The sequence below is a fragment of the Achromobacter sp. UBA2119 genome, from assembly GCF_002331005.1.
Taxonomy (GTDB): domain Bacteria; phylum Pseudomonadota; class Gammaproteobacteria; order Burkholderiales; family Burkholderiaceae_B; genus Achromobacter; species Achromobacter animicus.
Map to the genome: position 1 here is coordinate 37,113 of NZ_DCYD01000003.1, position 16,962 is coordinate 54,074.

At 65.8% G+C, this 16,962-nt stretch carries 19 protein-coding genes and 1 tRNA gene; 12 read left to right on the forward strand and 8 right to left on the reverse strand.

Annotation, left to right across the window (positions count from 1 at the left end):
- Nucleotides 1-1,168: MFS transporter (locus B3098_RS01975; RefSeq protein WP_286890420.1), on the reverse strand; the 1,168-nt coding region annotated here is incomplete at its 3' end.
- A 118-nt stretch (nucleotides 1,169-1,286) separates the two neighbouring features.
- Here B3098_RS01975 and B3098_RS01980 point away from each other — a divergent pair.
- The 5 genes from B3098_RS01980 (at nucleotide 1,287) to B3098_RS02000 (ending at nucleotide 5,208) form a co-directional block, all read left to right on the forward strand.
- The gene (locus B3098_RS01980; protein WP_286890422.1) at nucleotides 1,287-2,093 is read left to right on the forward strand and encodes an AraC family transcriptional regulator; all 807 of its coding nucleotides are present in this window, start codon (nucleotides 1,287-1,289) and stop codon (nucleotides 2,091-2,093) included.
- Between the two features lie 336 nt (nucleotides 2,094-2,429).
- Entirely contained in the window at nucleotides 2,430-4,274 is a 1,845-nt protein-coding gene (locus B3098_RS01985) for an ABC transporter ATP-binding protein (protein ID WP_286890424.1), read from the forward strand.
- 49 nt (nucleotides 4,275-4,323) lie between these two features.
- Nucleotides 4,324-4,509 carry a hypothetical protein gene (locus tag B3098_RS01990; protein ID WP_286890426.1) on the forward strand — a complete coding sequence of 62 codons (186 nt, stop codon included), beginning with the start codon at nucleotides 4,324-4,326 and terminating at the stop codon, nucleotides 4,507-4,509.
- Between the two features lie 97 nt (nucleotides 4,510-4,606).
- The gene (locus B3098_RS01995; protein WP_286890428.1) at nucleotides 4,607-5,095 is read left to right on the forward strand and encodes a hypothetical protein; all 489 of its coding nucleotides are present in this window, start codon (nucleotides 4,607-4,609) and stop codon (nucleotides 5,093-5,095) included.
- Entirely contained in the window at nucleotides 5,074-5,208 is a 135-nt protein-coding gene (locus B3098_RS02000; RefSeq protein WP_286890430.1) for a hypothetical protein, read from the forward strand. Before B3098_RS01995 ends, B3098_RS02000 begins: the two co-directional genes overlap by 22 nt.
- 103 nt (nucleotides 5,209-5,311) lie before the next feature.
- Here B3098_RS02000 and B3098_RS02005 read toward each other — a convergent pair whose 3' ends face one another.
- Nucleotides 5,312-6,217, reverse strand: coding sequence for a LysR family transcriptional regulator (locus tag B3098_RS02005; protein WP_286890431.1), 906 nt, complete (start codon nucleotides 6,215-6,217; stop codon nucleotides 5,312-5,314).
- A gap of 269 nt (nucleotides 6,218-6,486) precedes the next feature.
- On the opposite strand from B3098_RS02005, the gene B3098_RS02010 reads away from it, so the two are divergent.
- Nucleotides 6,487-6,660 (forward strand): hypothetical protein, encoded by a 174-nt coding sequence (locus tag B3098_RS02010; RefSeq protein WP_286890433.1) that lies wholly within the window; start codon nucleotides 6,487-6,489, stop codon nucleotides 6,658-6,660.
- A gap of 141 nt (nucleotides 6,661-6,801) precedes the next feature.
- Here the strand turns inward: B3098_RS02010 and B3098_RS02015 are convergent.
- From B3098_RS02015 to B3098_RS02035, 5 genes are all read right to left on the reverse strand, one after another.
- A tRNA-Gly gene (locus B3098_RS02015) sits at nucleotides 6,802-6,875 on the reverse strand.
- A 111-nt stretch (nucleotides 6,876-6,986) separates the two neighbouring features.
- The gene (locus tag B3098_RS02020) at nucleotides 6,987-7,973 is read right to left on the reverse strand and encodes a Bug family tripartite tricarboxylate transporter substrate binding protein (RefSeq protein ID WP_286890435.1); all 987 of its coding nucleotides are present in this window, start codon (nucleotides 7,971-7,973) and stop codon (nucleotides 6,987-6,989) included.
- A gap of 75 nt (nucleotides 7,974-8,048) precedes the next feature.
- On the reverse strand, nucleotides 8,049-9,002 hold the full coding sequence (locus B3098_RS02025) for a hydroxymethylglutaryl-CoA lyase (RefSeq protein ID WP_286890436.1): 954 nt from the start codon (nucleotides 9,000-9,002) through the stop codon (nucleotides 8,049-8,051).
- A complete protein-coding gene (locus B3098_RS02030; RefSeq protein ID WP_286890437.1) occupies nucleotides 8,999-10,192 on the reverse strand; it encodes a CaiB/BaiF CoA transferase family protein in 1,194 nt (397 codons plus the stop codon). The genes B3098_RS02025 and B3098_RS02030 overlap by 4 nt, the downstream gene beginning before the upstream one ends.
- Nucleotides 10,193-10,313: 121 nt before the next feature.
- A complete protein-coding gene (locus tag B3098_RS02035; RefSeq protein ID WP_175122360.1) occupies nucleotides 10,314-11,210 on the reverse strand; it encodes a LysR substrate-binding domain-containing protein in 897 nt (298 codons plus the stop codon).
- A 127-nt stretch (nucleotides 11,211-11,337) separates the two neighbouring features.
- On the opposite strand from B3098_RS02035, the gene trmB reads away from it, so the two are divergent.
- From trmB to lysM, 4 genes are all read left to right on the forward strand, one after another.
- Nucleotides 11,338-12,186 (forward strand): tRNA (guanosine(46)-N7)-methyltransferase TrmB, encoded by an 849-nt coding sequence (gene trmB, locus B3098_RS02040; RefSeq protein ID WP_286890440.1) that lies wholly within the window; start codon nucleotides 11,338-11,340, stop codon nucleotides 12,184-12,186.
- A complete protein-coding gene (gene pip, locus B3098_RS02045) occupies nucleotides 12,186-13,127 on the forward strand; it encodes a prolyl aminopeptidase (RefSeq protein WP_286890442.1) in 942 nt (313 codons plus the stop codon). The genes trmB and pip overlap by 1 nt, the downstream gene beginning before the upstream one ends.
- An 11-nt stretch (nucleotides 13,128-13,138) precedes the next feature.
- Nucleotides 13,139-13,339: a sulfur carrier protein ThiS gene (gene thiS / locus B3098_RS02050; RefSeq protein ID WP_056559414.1), complete on the forward strand. Its 201-nt coding sequence runs from the start codon at nucleotides 13,139-13,141 to the stop codon at nucleotides 13,337-13,339.
- A gap of 303 nt (nucleotides 13,340-13,642) precedes the next feature.
- Nucleotides 13,643-14,089: a peptidoglycan-binding protein LysM gene (gene lysM, locus B3098_RS02055; RefSeq protein WP_175137914.1), complete on the forward strand. Its 447-nt coding sequence runs from the start codon at nucleotides 13,643-13,645 to the stop codon at nucleotides 14,087-14,089.
- Between the two features lie 239 nt (nucleotides 14,090-14,328).
- Here lysM and ffh read toward each other — a convergent pair whose 3' ends face one another.
- Nucleotides 14,329-15,735, reverse strand: coding sequence for a signal recognition particle protein (gene ffh, locus B3098_RS02060; protein ID WP_056559422.1), 1,407 nt, complete (start codon nucleotides 15,733-15,735; stop codon nucleotides 14,329-14,331).
- A gap of 106 nt (nucleotides 15,736-15,841) precedes the next feature.
- Here ffh and B3098_RS02065 point away from each other — a divergent pair, with 106 nt between their 5' ends.
- Nucleotides 15,842-16,684, forward strand: a complete 843-nt coding sequence (locus B3098_RS02065) for a cytochrome C assembly family protein (protein ID WP_191579035.1) — start codon at nucleotides 15,842-15,844, stop codon at nucleotides 16,682-16,684.
- A 1-nt stretch (nucleotide 16,685) separates the two neighbouring features.
- On the forward strand, nucleotides 16,686-16,952 hold the full coding sequence (locus tag B3098_RS02070; RefSeq protein ID WP_286890451.1) for a PP0621 family protein: 267 nt from the start codon (nucleotides 16,686-16,688) through the stop codon (nucleotides 16,950-16,952).
- The last annotated feature ends 10 nt before the right edge of the window (nucleotides 16,953-16,962 follow it).

The following is a 16,962-nucleotide window of genomic DNA, read 5'->3' on the forward strand; positions in this document are numbered from 1 at the left end:
CCAAGCGAATCGCAACCGCCGACACGGCCACCAATCCGGCAAGCCAGAGGAACGCGTCAACCAGTCCCACCGCATGCGCGGCGTAGCCGAGCACTGCCGGCCCCAGCAGCACGCCTAGATAGCCCAGCATGCTGGCCGCCGCAATGGCCTGCGACGGCGGCATGGCAGTCTGGCGTCCCGCCAGCGAAAACAGGATCGGCACCACATTGCCAGCGGCAAGCCCCGCAAAGGCGATGGCGGGATACACGACCGCCAGGTTGCTGCTCCACGCGGCCAGCGCCAGACCGCCCGCCGTAATCAGAAACCCCGCGATCAGCACGACGCGCTCACCCACCCGCGCCACGAATCGATCGCCCACAAAGCGGATCAGCGTCATGGCGCACGCAAAGACCGAGTACCCCGCGCCGGCAAACCGCTGGTCCACGCCCTTCTCGCGCGACAACAGCAGCGCGCCCCAATCCAGCATGGCGCCCTCGGCCAGGAAGATCACCATCGCCAGCAGGCCGATGCCCACCACAATGCCGCGCGGCACGATCAGCAACGGCGCCTTTTTTGCCTGCGGCAGAGTGAGGAAGCCGGGTGCGGCCAGCAGCACGCAGAGCGCGATGACGAGGCTGGCTGCGATGGTGGCGGCCGCCGCGGTGGCGCCGGCGGCAATAATTGCCGTCATTGCCGCTGCGCCCACAAGGCCCCCGATGCTGTACAGCCCATGAAAGCCCGACATCAGCGGCTGCCGGGCAATCCGCTGGACCTCGGTGCCATGCACGTTCGCCGCCACGTCAATGGCGCCGGTGGCCGCGCCGAAGATCAGCAGGCACAGGCCCAGTGTGAACGCGGTCGACGCGATCGCCATCAAGGGCAGCACGGCGGCCAGGAGAAGGCCAGCCGTCACGATCAGCGCCTTGCAACCCACGCGCCCCACCAGCGCGCCCGCCCCTGGCATGCCGATCACGGCCCCCAGGCCCAGGCACAGCAGCACGGAACCCAGCGTGGCCGCGTCGGCGCCCAGCCGCTGCTGGGCAAACGGCACCAGCGGCGCCCATGACGACAAGGCGAAACCTGCGATGAACAGCGACAACTGCGTGGCGCGCTTGGGCGCCCGCAGCGACGCGGCTTGGCCCTGCGCGGCCGGTGGCCTGCCCGGGGCGTGAATGTCAGCCTGCTGCAATACGAACTCCTGATATGAACCGCGTGACTGCGTGGATGAATGAACGCGAGCCCGCGTTTTGGAAGCGGTCCAAGTTATCAGGAGCGAGTGGCGGGTTCTGTCTATACTTGGCCGACTTATGTCTAAAATCCGCCAACCTGCCGCCGCCCGTGCTGCCGAGCCCCCCGGCGAAATGCCGGACCCCGACCTTGCCACCGCGCCGGTCGTAGGCCTGATGGAGGAATGGATGCCGGCCGACCAGGCGCCGCACGTCCATCGCCGGCATCAATTGCTGTGCGCGGCCAGCGGCGTGATCCACGTCACGACCAGCGTCGGCGAATGGGTGCTACCCGCCACCCGCGCCATCTGGATCGGCAGCGGCACCCTGCATTCCACGCTGGTCAGGCGGCCGGCGCACACGCGCGTGCTGTACATCGACCCCGAGGTCTATCCCATGCCCGACGGCGCGCAATGCCGCGTCGTGGCGGTGAGCGCCCTGATGCGCGAGGTGATCGCCAGCTGTGCGGCTGCGCCGTGGGACTATCCGGCTAACTCACCCGAAGCGCGGCTGGCCAGCGTGCTCATCGACCAGGTGCGCGCAACGGACCACACCTCGGTCGACCTGCCCTATCCCACCGATACCCGCGCGCTGCGCCTGGCGAACCTGCTTCGCGCCGACCCCGCCAACCGCCAGCCGCTGGCCGCGCTTGCCCGCCAAGTGGGATCCAGCCCCCGCACCATCGAGCGCCTTTTCCAGACGGAGGCCGGCCTGTCGTTCGGCCGATGGCGCAAGCGCCAGCGGCTGCTCACCGCGCTGGAGCAGCTTGCTTACGGCGAAAGCGTCACCAACGTGGCGCTCGACGTGGGGTATGAATCCGCGTCCAGCTTCGTCGCTGCGTTCAAGGCCGTGTTCGGCACGACGCCGGCGCGGTATTTCAAGTCCTGATCACTGCCGCGTGCGTGGTCATCCCTGCCAGCGCGGACGGCCCGGCGTCTGATGGTGGTAGGATCGCCTGCGTACGCCGCGCGGAATCCGACACCCGCCACGCCGCAAGATCCGACCGGGCCATCCCGCGACAGCATCCGGCAGCGGCCATCCGGATCCATCCACGCCTGGAAGTTCGCGGAAGAACGACCCTGCATTCCGGGGCATTCACCTGCATGCCCCCGCCACGCCCGCCTTCTCCGCCTTTGTCGACGCGCTGAAATATCGCTGAGGTATCACCTACCGGGTCCGCCGCACGACCGCCTCGCATTAATTCGTGAATTTGGAGTCTCTGCCTTGTTCCGCAGATTTGAAAGCCAGCTCAATCCGTTCCCTTCCGAGAACGTCCCCCCGCCGCCCACGGGGTTCTTCGCCTTCCTGTGGTTCTGCACGCACGGTTCGCGCCGCTACATCGCCGCACTGGCGGTCCTGAGCGCGGCGGTCTCCATCTACGAAGCGTGGCTCTTCGCCTTTCTGGGGCAGGTTGTCGACATGCTCACCGTCTGGAAAGCCGGCGAGGCCGCGTCGGCACACGAACGCCAGGTCCTGTGGGGCATTGCCATCGTGCTGTGCGTCAGCGTTGGCGTCGTCGCGCTACGCACACTGGTCCAGCATCAGGTCCTGGCCATCAACCTGCCGCTGCGCCTGCGATGGGACTTTCACCGCATGATGCTGCGGCAAAGCCTGTCGTTCTTCTCGGATGAATTTGCCGGCCGCGTCACAACCAAGGTCATGCAGACCGCGCTTGCCGTGCGCGAAGTGCTGCTCACCTTTTGCGAAATCGTGCTCGGCATCGCTGTCTACTTCGTCACCATCGTCGCGCTGGCCGGGGGCTTCGACTGGCGTCTGATGCTGCCCTTCATCGGCTGGATGGCGCTCTACGGCCTGGCCATGATGTATTTCGTGCCGCGGCTGGGCAAGGTCGGCAAAGAGCAGGCGCATGCCCGCTCGTCCATGACCGGACGCGTCACCGATGCCTACACCAACATCACCACCGTCAAGCTCTTCTCGCACACCAATCGCGAAGCCCGCTTTGCGCGCGCCGCCATGGAGGACTTCAAGGAAACCGGCTACCGCCAGATGCGTCTGGTCAGCCAGTTTGAAATCGTGAACCAGGCGTTGGTGTCGGCGCTGATCCTGGCGGCCGGCGGCTACGCGCTGTGGCTATGGCACGGCAACGAAGTCGGCACCGGCGCAGTCGCCGCCGTGACCGCCATGGCGCTGCGCGTGAACGGCATGTCGCACTGGATCATGTGGCAGATGACGTCGCTGTTCGAGAACATCGGCACCGTGCAGGACGGCATCGCCACCCTGACCCACGTCCCGAAGGTGCAGGACGCGCCCAACGCCGCCACCCTGCAAGTCACGCAAGGCGAAGTCCAGTTCGACGACGTCTATTTCAACTACAACAACGAGCGCCAGGTCCTCGACGGCCTGACCCTCACCGTGCGCCCCGGCGAAAAGATCGGCCTGGTCGGACGATCCGGCGCCGGCAAATCCACGCTCATCAACCTGCTGCTGCGCTTCTACGACGTCGAACGGGGACACATCCGCATCGACGGCCAAGACATCTCGAAGGTCACGCAGGACAGCCTGCGCAGCGCCATCGGGATGGTCACGCAGGACACATCGCTCCTGCACCGCTCCATCTGCGACAACATCGCCTATGGCCGCCCCGACGCCAGCCGCGAAGAAATCCGCGCCGCCGCGGCCCGCGCCCAGGCCGACGACTTCATCCAGCAGCTCAGCGACTCGCACGGCAACACCGGCTACGACACGCTCGTCGGCGAACGCGGCGTCAAGCTGTCGGGCGGCCAGCGCCAGCGCATCGCGATTGCCCGCGTCATGCTCAAGAACGCGCCCATCCTGCTGCTGGACGAAGCTACCAGCGCATTGGATTCGGAAGTGGAGGCCGCCATTCAGGAGAGCCTGGACGAAGTCATGCAGGGCAAAACCGTCATTGCCATCGCGCACCGCCTGTCCACCATCGCCGCGATGGACCGTCTCATCGTGATGGATCAAGGCCAGATCATCGAACAGGGCAGCCATGCGGAACTGCTGGCAATGAACGGCGTGTACGCGCGCCTGTGGCGGCATCAGAGCGGGGGGTTCCTGGCCGAAGAGCCGAGCCAGCCGGTTTGAGTTGGTGGCCGGGCGCGCGCCCGGCCGCTACATTGGTCCCGGAGTTCAGATGCTTGCCTACACAATCGGCGCAGTTGCGGCGGCCGCCTTGGCGGGCAGCGTGTACATCAGCGTCAAACGGCCTTTCCGGTTCAAGGACAACGGCTCCGGCCCGGATCACCGTCCATCCGCAGCCGTCGCGGGCGGGCTGATGACCGTTGCCCTGCTGGGCTTTGTCCTGGCCTTCAGCCTTTGAATAAAACGCCTCGATGACAATTTTGGTTGCACTTTATTAGGGTCATAAGAAAGACCCGATCGGATAATCCTCGCGCTATTCGAAAAGGATCTTTATTTTGAAGTTGAAAGCTGCACTCCTCATTTCCGCGCTGACCGCCGTCGTCGTTGCTCCCGCGAATGCCGCGTCTCCCCGTTCGGTCGACGCCCGCACGTTTGATGTCGCCGGCGTCAAGACGGGCATGGACTTCGACGAAGCCCTTGCCGCCACTGCCAAGAACTTCAATGTTGGCAAGAAGGACATCCGGATCGGCTACGCGACGAACAACCCCGTCACGAACACCAAGATGCCGATGAACTTCAGCTACGACAAAGATGGCGTCAGCTTCATCGTCCACTTCGAGCCGCGCGTGCCTGTCGACAAGCAACGGCCGCTGGCGGTGTCGCAGATCCGCTATGAACTGCCGTGGACGCCGGCCAACAAGGAAGCCATGGGCAAAGCCGTGCTGGAAAAATACGGCCGCCAGTCGAACTATCCCAACGACCTGAACATGGAATGGTGCACCAACCCAGCACGAACCCCGGCATGGGCTGCTCGACGGACCTGACGCAGGCGGTATTGAAATACAGCGGCGTCAGCATCCAGATGCACGACCCGGCATGGATGAATGCGCGGATCGAGTATGTGCAGCGCAGCCAGTCCAGAAAGCCCAGCTTCTAACGCATATCAGTAATTCTGAACGGGGCGCGCTTCGTGTTGACGGGGTGCGCCTTTCCCAACATGACATCTTCGATGAGGGCTTGGGTGGACCAGCACCTGCCTTTCATCCTTTGAGCCGCGCGGGCAGATTCGCCACGAGCCAATCAATGAACACTCGCAGCCGATGCGTCACATGGCGGTTGTGCGGGTACACCACATGAAACGGATAGCGCTGGGGCCGCCACGGTTTCAGAATCTCGACAAGCGCGCCGCTTTGCAACGCGGGGCCCGCCGCATAGGTGAAGGTCTGGACAATTCCCAGGCCCGCCAGCGCCGCCGCCAGATGCGCGTTGCTTTCGTTGACGCCGACGCGATGCTCGACCTTGATCTCCGTCTTTTCCCCATCGCGCTCAAAACGGAACGGAAAGGCGCGGCCGTTCTGCGGCGACAGGTAGCTGACCAGCTTGTGGCCGTTCTTCAACTCATCCGGATAGGCAGGCGTGCCGAACTGCTTGAGGTATCCCGGTGTGGCGCAGGTGATCAGATCGGCGGTGCCGATCTGCCGCGCTACCAGCGACGAATCATCGAGCGGACCGCCGCGGATCACGCAGTCGACGTTGTCGCTGATCAGGTTGACGGGGCGGTCTGACACCCCGAAGACGATCCGGATGTCGGGATAGCGCGTCAGAAAATCCGAGATCGCGGGGATCAGCACGTCGCTCGCGGTGGAGCCGCCCACGTCGATGCGCAGGTGTCCTTTCGGCTTGCCTTGCACAGCATTGAACGACCCGTCGATGTCTTCCAGGTCGCGCACGATGCGCAACGCTTTCTCGTAGTACTCGCGCCCTTCCGGCGTGACCGTGACGCGCCGCGTCGTTCGCTGCAGCAGGCGCACGCCCAGGTGCGCCTCCAGGTCCTGCACGATCTTGCTCAGCGTGGCATTGGGCATATCCAGCGAATCCGCCGCCCGCGTGAAACTGCCCGCCTCCACCACGCGCGCAAACCCGCGAATCGCGGTCAATTGATCCATGCCGAAGACTCCTTGAGATGAAGCGATTATCCACAAACACGCATAGTCGTTCCAATCTTTCCGGAGTCGTCCATTAATTCGGTGATCGATTGGCAAGCTTCGTCAATGGCATCGCGCTGTTTGTCGATGGCGGGATGGCGCAGGTGTGAGCGCCTCCGCGCCGGCTCCCTCCAATCGCGCCACCTTGCGAATCACCGCCCTGTCGTCCGCCCTGATGGCCTATGCTGATCGTTCCGGCCCGATCGGCCACCTTTCTGAAGGAGCGTTGCATGTTGGACCACATCACGATCCATGTGAGCGACTTCGAGCGCAGCCGCGCGTTTTACCTGAGCGCGCTGGCGGCGCTGGGTTATGTGGCACGCAAGACGTTCGAGACCGACGGCGCCTTCATTCTGGACCCGGACGGCTACAACATCGAGGCCGTTTGTCACCGGGTCGCTTGACCGGAAGGCGCGCTCAGGAACGCCCCAGCGCAGGTCGACGCGGACATCCTCGGGCAATGCGTTGAATCGATGCAGGGAATGAATGTCGACGCCGCAGAATTAACTGATCAGCGTCGCATGAAGGGAACTTGCCGGGATTGATGGAGCGGGTGAAGGGAATCGAACCCTCGTATGAAGCTTGGGAAGCTGCCGTTCTACCATTGAACTACACCCGCTCGGGTGTCGTGCCGCAGCCGTGGGCCGGGCAGAGCCGCGATTATAGCGCGGGTTTTTTCGGTCGGGGCGGGTCAAAAAAGCCCGCCCCTTCGACCAAAGAATCGCCGATATCAATTCGCCGTGATGTTCGCGGCCTTGACCACCTTGCCCCAGCGGTCCAGTTCGGTCTGCGTGTAGGCGCCCAGTTCCTTCGGGCCCATGAAGATCGCCTCGGCGCCCTGCTCGGCCGCCTTCTTGCGGAACTCGTCGGTCTTCATGATCTTCTGGATCTCGCCCGCGATCTTGTCGACGACCGGCGCGGGCGTGTCCTTGGGTGCGTACATGGCGAACCACGACGACACGATCAGGTCGGGGTAGCCGGCTTCGGCGGCCGTGGGCACGTCGGGCAGCGACGGCAAGCGGGCATTGCCCGTGACCGCCAGCGCGCGCAGCTTGCCTGCGGCGATCTGGCCCAGCAGCGGCGGCGGCGTGGTGATCGTCATGTCGACAGCGCCGCCCAGCAAGTCATTCAGCGCGGGGCCGGTGCCCTTGTACGGGATGTGCGTGATCTGCGTGCCGGCCATCTGGTTGAGCAGTTCCGTGGCGACCTGCTGCAGCGAACCGTTGCCCGAGGACGCGTAGTTCAGCTTGCCCGGGTTGGCCTTGGCGTACGCGACCAGTTCCTTCAGGGACTTGATGGGCAGATCGGGGCGCACGACCACGACTTGCGGCGCGGACAGCACGTTGGCGACCGGGGCGAAGTCCTTGATGGGATCCCAGCCGGCGGCGGGCGTCACGTGCGGCGTGATGACCTGAAAGCCCGAGTACTGCAGCAGCAGCGTGTAGCCGTCCGGCTTGGCGCGCGCCACGGCCTGCGCAGCGATGCCGCCGGAGGCGCCGGGCTTGTTCTCGACGACGACGCTCTGGCCCAGCGCCGCACCCAAGGGCTGCGCAATCAGGCGGGCGGCGATGTCGGTGGTGCCGCCGGGTGCAGCGGACACGATCAGCGTGACGGGGCGGTTCGGAAAATCGGCCTGTGCGCTGGCGGCGCCGGTGGCGGTGATCAGGGCGAAGGCGGCGCTGACGCGCAGTGCGGTGGGCAGGCGAAAAGAGGCCATGCGTTGTCTCCTGGGTATTGTTTTATCTGTGGGTGGTTCGGGTACGGCAGGTACAGCTTGGAAAAGACAGATCAATCAGGCGTCGGCCGGAAACCGTTCGGCCAGCCACGCGGGCGGCGCATGTAAGGCCAGCCTCGGCCCCGCCTGCAGCAATGCGTTGGACAGATCGCGCTGGACCAAACCGGGCAGGCTGCGCACGATGGCCAGCAGCGGCTCCAGCGACACGCCGGTCTCCACGCCCATACAGTCGAACATGTGGACCAGCTCTTCGGTGTTGACGTTGCCGCTGGCGCCCGGCGCGTAAGGACATCCGCCCAGGCCGCCCGCTGCGGCGTCAAAGCGGGTGATGCCGGTCTGCCAGGCCGCGATGGCGTTGGCCAACGCCATGCCGCGCGTGTTGTGCAGGTGTACGGTCAGCGCGGTGGACGGCAGGCGCGCCGCCGCCTGTTCGCACAGGGCGGCCACTTGTGTCGGAAACGCCATGCCTGTCGTGTCGCACAGCGTGATGCCGACCGCGCCCGCATCGACCAGACGCGCCGCCAGGTCCAGCACCGTGTCCGCGGGCACGTCGCCGTCGAACGGACAGCCGAACGCGGTCGACAACGACACGTTGCACGGCGCGCCGGCCTTTGCGGCGGCAGCCAGAACCTGCGAAAGCTCGGCAAACGACTGGTCGCGGGTCATGCGCAGGTTGGCGCGGTTGTGCGTCTCGCTGCACGACATGACGAGGTTCATCTCGTCGGTGCCGGCCTCCAGCGCGCGTTCCAATCCGCGTACGTTCGGAACCAGCGCGGTATAGATCACGCCGGGACGGCGGCGGATGCGGCGCATCACATCAACGGCGTCGGCCAGCGCGGGAATGGCTTTGGGGGACGTGAAGCTGGTGACCTCGATGCGGGCAAAGCCGCAGTCGGACAGCGCGTCCACGAAGGCGACCTTGTCGTCCGTGGACACCAGGGTCTTCTCGATCTGCAGGCCGTCGCGCGGCCCGACCTCGTTGATCTCGATGCGGGCGGGTCCGTGGTTCATGCAATCACTCCCTTGGCGCGCAACGCGCCGCGCTGTTCTTCGGTCAGGCCCGCCGACGCCAGCACCGTGTCGGTGTGTTCGCCCAGGGTCGGCGCGCGTTCGCGCACTGCGCCCGGATTGGACGACAGATACGGGAAGACGGCGGGCATTTCCACCTGCATGCCCGCCGCAGATTCCATCGAGGTGATGGCGTTGCGGGCGCGGTAGTGCGGATCCTTGGCAATGTCGGCAACGGAATAGATGCGGCCGGCGGGCACGCCGGCTTCCAGCATCGCGGCCAGGACGTCGTCGATCTGCCGTTCCCGCGTCCACGCGCCGATAGCGGCGTCGATCTCTTCCACACGGCGCGCGCGGCCGTCGTTGTGCGCCAGCGCCGGGTCCTGTCCCAGGTCGTCGCGGCCGATGCGGGCCATCAGCCGGGTGTAGATGGCGTCGCCGTTGCCCGCGATGAGCACGTAGCCGTCCTGGCACGGGTAGGCGTTGGACGGCGCGATGCCGGGCAGCGACGCGCCGGCAGGCTCACGCACCGCGCCGAACACCGAATACTCGGGCAGCAGGCTCTCGCTCAGGTTGAAGAGGCTTTCGTACAGCGCAGTGTCGATCACCTGCCCCACGCCACCGCGCGCATCGCGTTGATACAGCGCCAGCATCACGCCCAGCGCGCCATGCAGGCCCGCGATGGTGTCGCCCAGCGACAGGCCGGCGCGCACCGGCGCGCGGCCCGGCTCACCGTTCAGGTAGCGCAGGCCCGCCATGGCTTCGCCGATCGCGGCAAAGCCGGGTTCGCGCGCCTTGGGACCGGTCTGGCCGTAGCCCGAGATGCGCAACATGATCAGGCGGGGATTCAGTTCGTGCAGGGCTTCCCACGACAAGCCCCATTTTTCCAGCGTGCCGGGGCGGAAATTCTCGATCAGCACATCGGCCTCGCGCGCCAGCATGCGCACGATGTCCTGGCCTTCCTGCTGGCGCAGGTCCACGCAGACCGACTGCTTGTTGCGCGACTGCGCCTCCCACCACACCGAGGTGCCCTCGTGCAGCAGACGCCATTTGCGCAGCGGATCGCCCTGGCCCGGCGGCTCGATCTTGATGACCTGGGCGCCAAAGTCCGCCAGCGTCTTGGCCGCAAAAGGCCCCGCAATGAGTTGTCCCAGTTCCAGCACACGAATGCCGGCAAGAATCTGCCCTGCCATATCGCCTCCCAGGCGCGTCTTACGGTAGTGATGGACGGCAGTGTGCGCGCAAAGCGCCGGGGAGCGGAATGGACAATCGGGGAAAGGGGCATTCCCGGAACGAGAAACCCCGGGCTAACCCTCAGCCCTCGCCGCGCAGGTGGGCCAGCAGCAGCCGCGCGGCCACGGTCAAGGTGTCGGCGTCGCGCACGCCCAAAAGCAGCCAGCGGCGCGCCCACTCGTCGGTCAGCGGAATCAGCCGGATCGGCATGGACCGCGCGTGCGGCTCGGCGGCGATGCGCGGCAGGATGCCCACGCCACGCGTGGCCGCGACCATGCGGCAGATGGCGTCAAAACTGCGCACCTGGATGCGCAGCCGCATCGCCCGGCCCATCCGGCCGCTTTCTTCCGACAGCCGGGTCGCCAGCGACGTCGCGGGCGGCAGGCCGACGTAGTCGTAGGCCAGCGTGTCCGCGAAGGCGACCTGCGGCTCCGCGGCCAACGGATGGCGCTGCGGCACGATAAGCACCAGCTCGTCCAGACGATAGGGAAAGGTGGCAAGACCGTCTGCCAGCGTGCGGTCGGCAAAGACGCCGATGTCCGCGCGGTTCTCCAGCACGGCGGTGACGATGTCGCTGCTGTTCTGCTCTTCCAGGTCGATGCGCACGGCAGGATGCTCGTCCATGAAAGCGGCCAGGTCCTCGGGCAGGAACTGGGTCAGCGACGAGGTGTTGGCGGCAATGCGCACCTGGCCTCGCACGCCCTGCGCAAAGTCGGACAGCGCGCCGGCCATCTGCTCGACTTCCTGCAGCACCCGCAGCGCGTGCACCAGGCACGCCTGTCCGGCGTCGGTCAGCTCCACGCCGGCGGCATTGCGAAACAGCAGGGGCGACCCCAGCGCGGCTTCCAGGTCGGAAATCCGCTTGCTGGCCGCGCCTACCGCCAGATGCGACTGGCGCGCGCCGGCCGAGATGCTTCCCTGGCGCGCAACAGAAACAAACAGGGCAAGCGTGACGAGGTCGATCCGGGCAAAGTTCATGACAAAGGACTACGGCGCAGGGAAACCGGGCTGAAACTATAGCCGCAGGCGTCCGGAATAAATGTGTCCCTGTTTTAGTCCCTATGACCGGCTCCGCGCGGGCAGACCTGCCACTACAATCCCGCCTATGAATACGAACAACCCCGCGAACAACGCCACGAACACCCCTGCGGACACCCCCGCAGACGCGCCCGCCAAGCCGGGCGTGAGTCCTTCCGCCTCGCCCGCCGCCGACGCCGCGCCCGCCCCCGTTTCCCCGGAAACCCAGGCCGCGCTGGCCAGCGCCGCGTATGCGCCCAACAGCCCGGGCGCCGCGCACATCCGCAGCTTCGTCCATCGCCGCGGCCACATCACGCAGGGCCAGCTGGCGGCGCTGGAGCGCCTGATGGGCCAATGGTCCATCCCGTACGCTCCCCGCGGCCTGGATCCGGCCGCCGCCTTTGGACGGCAGGCCCCGACGGTGCTGGAGATCGGCTTCGGCATGGGTGAAACCACCGAAAAGATCGCGCTGGCCCGGCCTGGCGACAACTTCCTGGGCGTGGAAGTGTTCAACGCCGGCGTCGGATCGCTGCTGCGCCGCATCGAAGACTCCAGCATCCAGAACCTGCGCATCATCCAGCACGATGCCGTTGAAGTGGTGCGCGACATGATCGCCCCCGACTCCCTGGCCGGCGTGCACATCTACTTTCCGGATCCGTGGCCCAAGAAGCGCCATCACAAGCGCCGCCTGATCCAGCCCACGTTCATCTCGCTGCTGGCCAGCCGCATCGCGCCCGGCGGCTACATCCACTGCGCCACCGACTGGGAAGACTACGCGGTGCAGATGCTGGAAGTGCTGAGCGGCGAACCGCTCCTTAAGAACACCGTCGACGGCTATGCGCCGCGACCCGACTACCGCCCCCTCACCAAATTCGAGACACGCGGCCTGCGCCTGGGCCACGGTGTCTGGGACCTGATCTTCAAGCGAGCCGCCTGATGCTCTATCCGCCGATCGAACCGTACCGCCAAGGCATGCTGGACACCGGAGACGGTCACCAGATCTATTGGGAAATGTGCGGCAACCCCAACGGCAAGCCCGCCGTCTTCCTGCATGGCGGACCCGGCAGCGGCTGCTCGCCCGTGCACCGGCAGTTGTTCGATCCGCAACGCTACAACGTGCTGCTCTTCGATCAGCGCGGCTGCGGCCGATCGCATCCGCACGCCAGCCTGGACAACAACACCACGTGGCATCTGGTCGCCGACATCGAGCGACTGCGCACCGAAGTCATAGGCGCCGAGAAGTGGCTGGTGTTTGGCGGATCCTGGGGGTCGACGCTGGCGCTGGCCTATTCCGAGACGCACCCGGCGCACACCAGCGAACTGGTGCTGCGCGGCATCTTCGGCCTGCGCCGCGCCGAGATCCAATGGTTCTACCAGGAAGGCGCATCGTGGCTGTTTCCGGACCGCTGGGAAGAATACCTGGCGCCGATCCCCGAGGCCGAACGCGGCGACCTGGTCACCGCGTACCACAAGCGCCTGACGGGCAACGACCCCGCCGAGCAACTGCGCGCCGCCAAGGCCTGGAGCAAATGGGAAGACAGCACCATCACGCTGCTGCCCAGCCCGCGCCATCAGCAAAGCCATGCCGCGGACCGCGCGGCGCTGGCCTTTGCGCGCATCGAGAACCACTATTTCTTCAACGCCGGCTTCATGGAAGAAGGCCAGTTGATCCGCGACGCGCAGAAGCTGCGCGGCATCCCCGGCACCATCGTGCAGGGCCGCTACGACGTCTGCACGCCCGCGCGCACCGCGTGGGACCTGCACCGCGCATGGCCGGAAGCGCAGTTTCACCTGGTGCCCGATGCCGGCCACGCCTTCGACGAACCCGGCACGCTGGCGCGCCTGATCGCCGCCACCGACGCCTACGCCAAACAGTGAGGAGCCCTGACATGCACATCACCCTGAACGGAGACGCCCGCGAGTTCCCGCTGGACACCACGGTCAACGAATTGCTCGAAACGCTGGGCTATGCGGGCAAGCGCGTGGCCGTCGAACGCAACGGCGAAATCGTGCCCAAGAGCCAGCACGCGCAGACGGCGCTGTCTGACGGCGACCAGATCGAGATCGTGGTCGCGGTGGGCGGAGGCTGAACGACGGTCACTGCAGCGCTCCGGCGCCGCATCGCGACACCCCCTCTAAGGCCGCTGACACCCAGCGGCCTTTTTGCATGCCGCCCCACGCACGAGGGGGCTTACGCCCCCGGATACAAACGTCCTGCGAAGGTGCCAGCATTGTTGCGTAGTCTGGCAAGAGGCTAGCAACCTGTTACACCACAACCCCTCGTCGTAGGGCAAATGTGCGAGTCATAATCGTTTCTATCGCGCCGCCTTCAACCGGACAGGCGCCTTCGAGAGCACAGGTTTTCTCACCGCAATATCGATAAAGGAAACGCTATGGGTCTGCTCAATTTCATCAAGGACGTTGGAGAAAAACTCTTCGGCGCCAGCGAGGCCAAGGCCGCGACGGCAGAGGAATTGAAGAAAGAGCTGGATAAGCACGGCCTGAACGCGGATGGCCTGCAAATCACGGTGGACGGCGACAAGGTCACGGTCGCGGGCCAGGCGTTGAGCACGGAAGACGCCGAGAAGATTTCGCTGGCGCTGGGCAACACCGTCGGCGTGGCCGCGGTGGACAATCAGCTGCAGGTCAAGCAGGCCGCGCCCGAAGCCAAGATGTACACCGTGCAAAAGGGCGACAACCTGTGGAAGATCGCCGAAGCGCAATACGGCAAGGGCCAGGGCGCCAAGAACACCCTGATCTTCGAAGCCAACAAGCCCATGCTCACCAGCCCCGACAAGATCTACCCGGGCCAAGTGCTGCGCATCCCGCCGCTGTCGTAAGCGGCACCAAATTCAAACAAACCGGAGGACACCCATGCGTTCTCCGGCTTGTGTCGCGGCGCGGCGCCCCCTGCCTGCCGCGATTGCTTGGCCAGACGCAATGTCTGGCCATTTTTTTGACCTCGAACTTACAGCCTGCGCTAGAAAAGCCGCCCGGCCGCTCGGCCGCCCGGAGGCGGGGCAGCCCCCTCGGGGGGCAGCAAGCGAGCAAAGCGAGTGCGGCGTGGGGGCCTCTCCTCCTACTTCATTCCGAAGCGGCCCAGCCCCTTCATGCCGCCCATGGCGCGCATCATCTTGGCCATGCCGCCCTTTTTCATCTGCTTCATCATGCCCTGCATCTGCTCAAACTGAGCCAGCAGACGATTGACCTCCTGAACCGGCACGCCGGAACCGGCGGCGATGCGGCGCTTGCGCGAGGCCTTGATCAGTTCGGGCTTGGCGCGTTCAGCGGCCGTCATGGAATTCAGGATGCCTTCCGTGCGGCGCAGCTGCTTTTCTGCCTGGCCGCCCTGCAACTGGCCTGCGGCCTGTTGAAACTGAGCCGGCAGCTTTTCCAGCAGCGAGCCCATGTCGCCCAGCTTCTTGACCTGACCGAGCTGATCGCGGAAGTCGTTCAGGTCGAACTTGTTGCCCGACTTGATCTTGGACGCAAGCTTCTGCGCTTCGGCGATGTCGATGTTCTTTTGCGCCTGCTCCACGAGCGAGACGATGTCGCCCATGCCCAGCACGCGCTGCGCCATGCGGTCGGGGTAGAACGGCTCGAGGCCATCCAGCTTTTCCGACACGCCGACAAACTTGAGCGGCTTGCCGGTGACGTGGCGCACCGACAGGGCCGCGCCGCCGCGGGCGTCGCCGTCCAGCTTGGTCAGGACGACGCCTGTCAGGGGCAGCGCGTCGGCAAAGGCGCGCGCGGTGTTGACCGCATCCTGGCCCTGCATCGCGTCCACCACGAACAGCGTTTCCACCGGCTTGACCAGGTCATGCAGCGCGCGGATCTCGCGCATCATGGCCTCGTCGATGCCCAGGCGGCCGGCCGTGTCCAGGATCAGCACGTCGTAATGATGGCGGCGGGCGTGATCAACCGCGCCGCGCGCGATGTCTTCGGGCTTCTGGCTGGGATCGGACGGCAGGAAATCCACACCGACCTGCGCGGCCACGCTCTTCAACTGGTCGATAGCGGCCGGACGGTACACGTCGGCGGACACCACCAGCACCTTCTTCTTGCCGGTCTTGCGGCCGTGCTGCGTGTGCTGCCCTTCGCTGAGCCAGCGCGCCAGCTTGCCGGTGGTGGTGGTCTTGCCGGCGCCCTGCAGGCCCGCCATCAGGATCACGGCGGGCGGCTGGACGGCCAGCGACAGTTCGTTGGCGTCGGCGCCCAGGTCGCCGCCCATGAGGGCAGTCAGTTCCTTGTTGACGACGCCGACGAGCGCCTGGCCCGGGCTGAGGCTGCCAGCGACTTCTTCGCCCAGCGCCTTTTCCTTCACCCGCGCGACAAAGTCGCGAACGACCGGCAGCGCGACGTCGGCTTCCAGCAGCGCCATGCGCACTTCGCGCAGCATCTCCTGCGTGTTGGCCTCGGTCAGGCGGGCTTCCCCGCGCAGCGTCTTGACGACGCGCGACAGGCGTTGAGTTAGGTTATCGAGCATGAGAGGCGTTTCCGCTTAAACTAGTTGATTGAACGGTGGCCGCAGGCGCGGATTCTGCGCTTTCGGGTGACGCGCACCCCAAGGCCCCATCCAGACAACGGTTTCTATGTCACTCGGCATTGTATTTCACACAGCGGCTGCCTTGGCGTACGCGGTGCTAGGGGGGTCGCTTTGGATCCGCCTGGCCGGCGCCGGGGAAGTGGAACAGACCGGCAAAATTGCCCGTCTGTGCCTGCTGGGCGCCCTGGTTCTCCATGGAATCGGGCTGCAACAATCGATGCTGGGATCCCAGCATCTTTTCATTGGATGGGCGCTGGCCCTGTCCGCCGCCATCTGGCTGGGCATGGTGGTGTTCTGGCTGGAAAGCCTGCTGGTACGCATCGACGGCCTGCAATTGCTGCTGTTGCCCGCCGCCGCCATCGCCAGCGGCCTTGCCGCCATCTTCCCGCAGGGGCAGTTCGTGCCCCATGCCGACGATCCCTGGCTGCGCGTGCACCTCTTGATCGCCCTGGCGGCCTACGGCCTGATCACCATCGCCGCCTTGCACGCCATGATGATGGCCCTACTCGACCGCCATCTGCACCGTCCCCTGGACGCCCCCGCCGAACGCAGCATCATCGGGCGCGTGCTCGATTCGCAGCCGCCGCTGCTGGTGCAGGAGCAGCTGCTTTTCCGCATCATCTGGATCGGCTTTGTCGTGCTGACGTTGGCGGTGGGCTCGGGCTCGGTCGCCTCCATGAAGCTGACCGGCAAGATCCTGCCGTTCGACCACAAAACTGTCTTCACCCTGCTGTCCTGGCTGACCTTCGGCGTGCTGCTGGCCGGCCGGCATATCTGGGGCTGGCGCGGCCGCGTCGCGCTGCGCTGGACCCTGACGGGTTTTGGTTTTTTGATTCTGGCCTACACCGGCAGCCGGTTCGTGCTGGAAATGATTCTGCATCGAGGCTGACGTGGGCAAGTTGCTGTTCTGGATCGTTCTGATCATCCTGGTTCTGTTTGTCGCCCGCATTGCCGGCCGCATGGCCGCGCAGCGCCAGGCCGACGCGCAAGGCGGCCAGAAGAAAAAGGCGCAGGGCGCGCAGCCCCCGCCCGCCATCGAATCCATGGTGCGCTGCGCCCATTGCGGCATCCATCTGCCCCGCTCCGAGGCCCTGCTGCAGGACGGCCAGACCTGGTGCAGCCCCGACCACGCCCGCCTGGGTCCGGCCAAACGCTGACCGTCTCTCT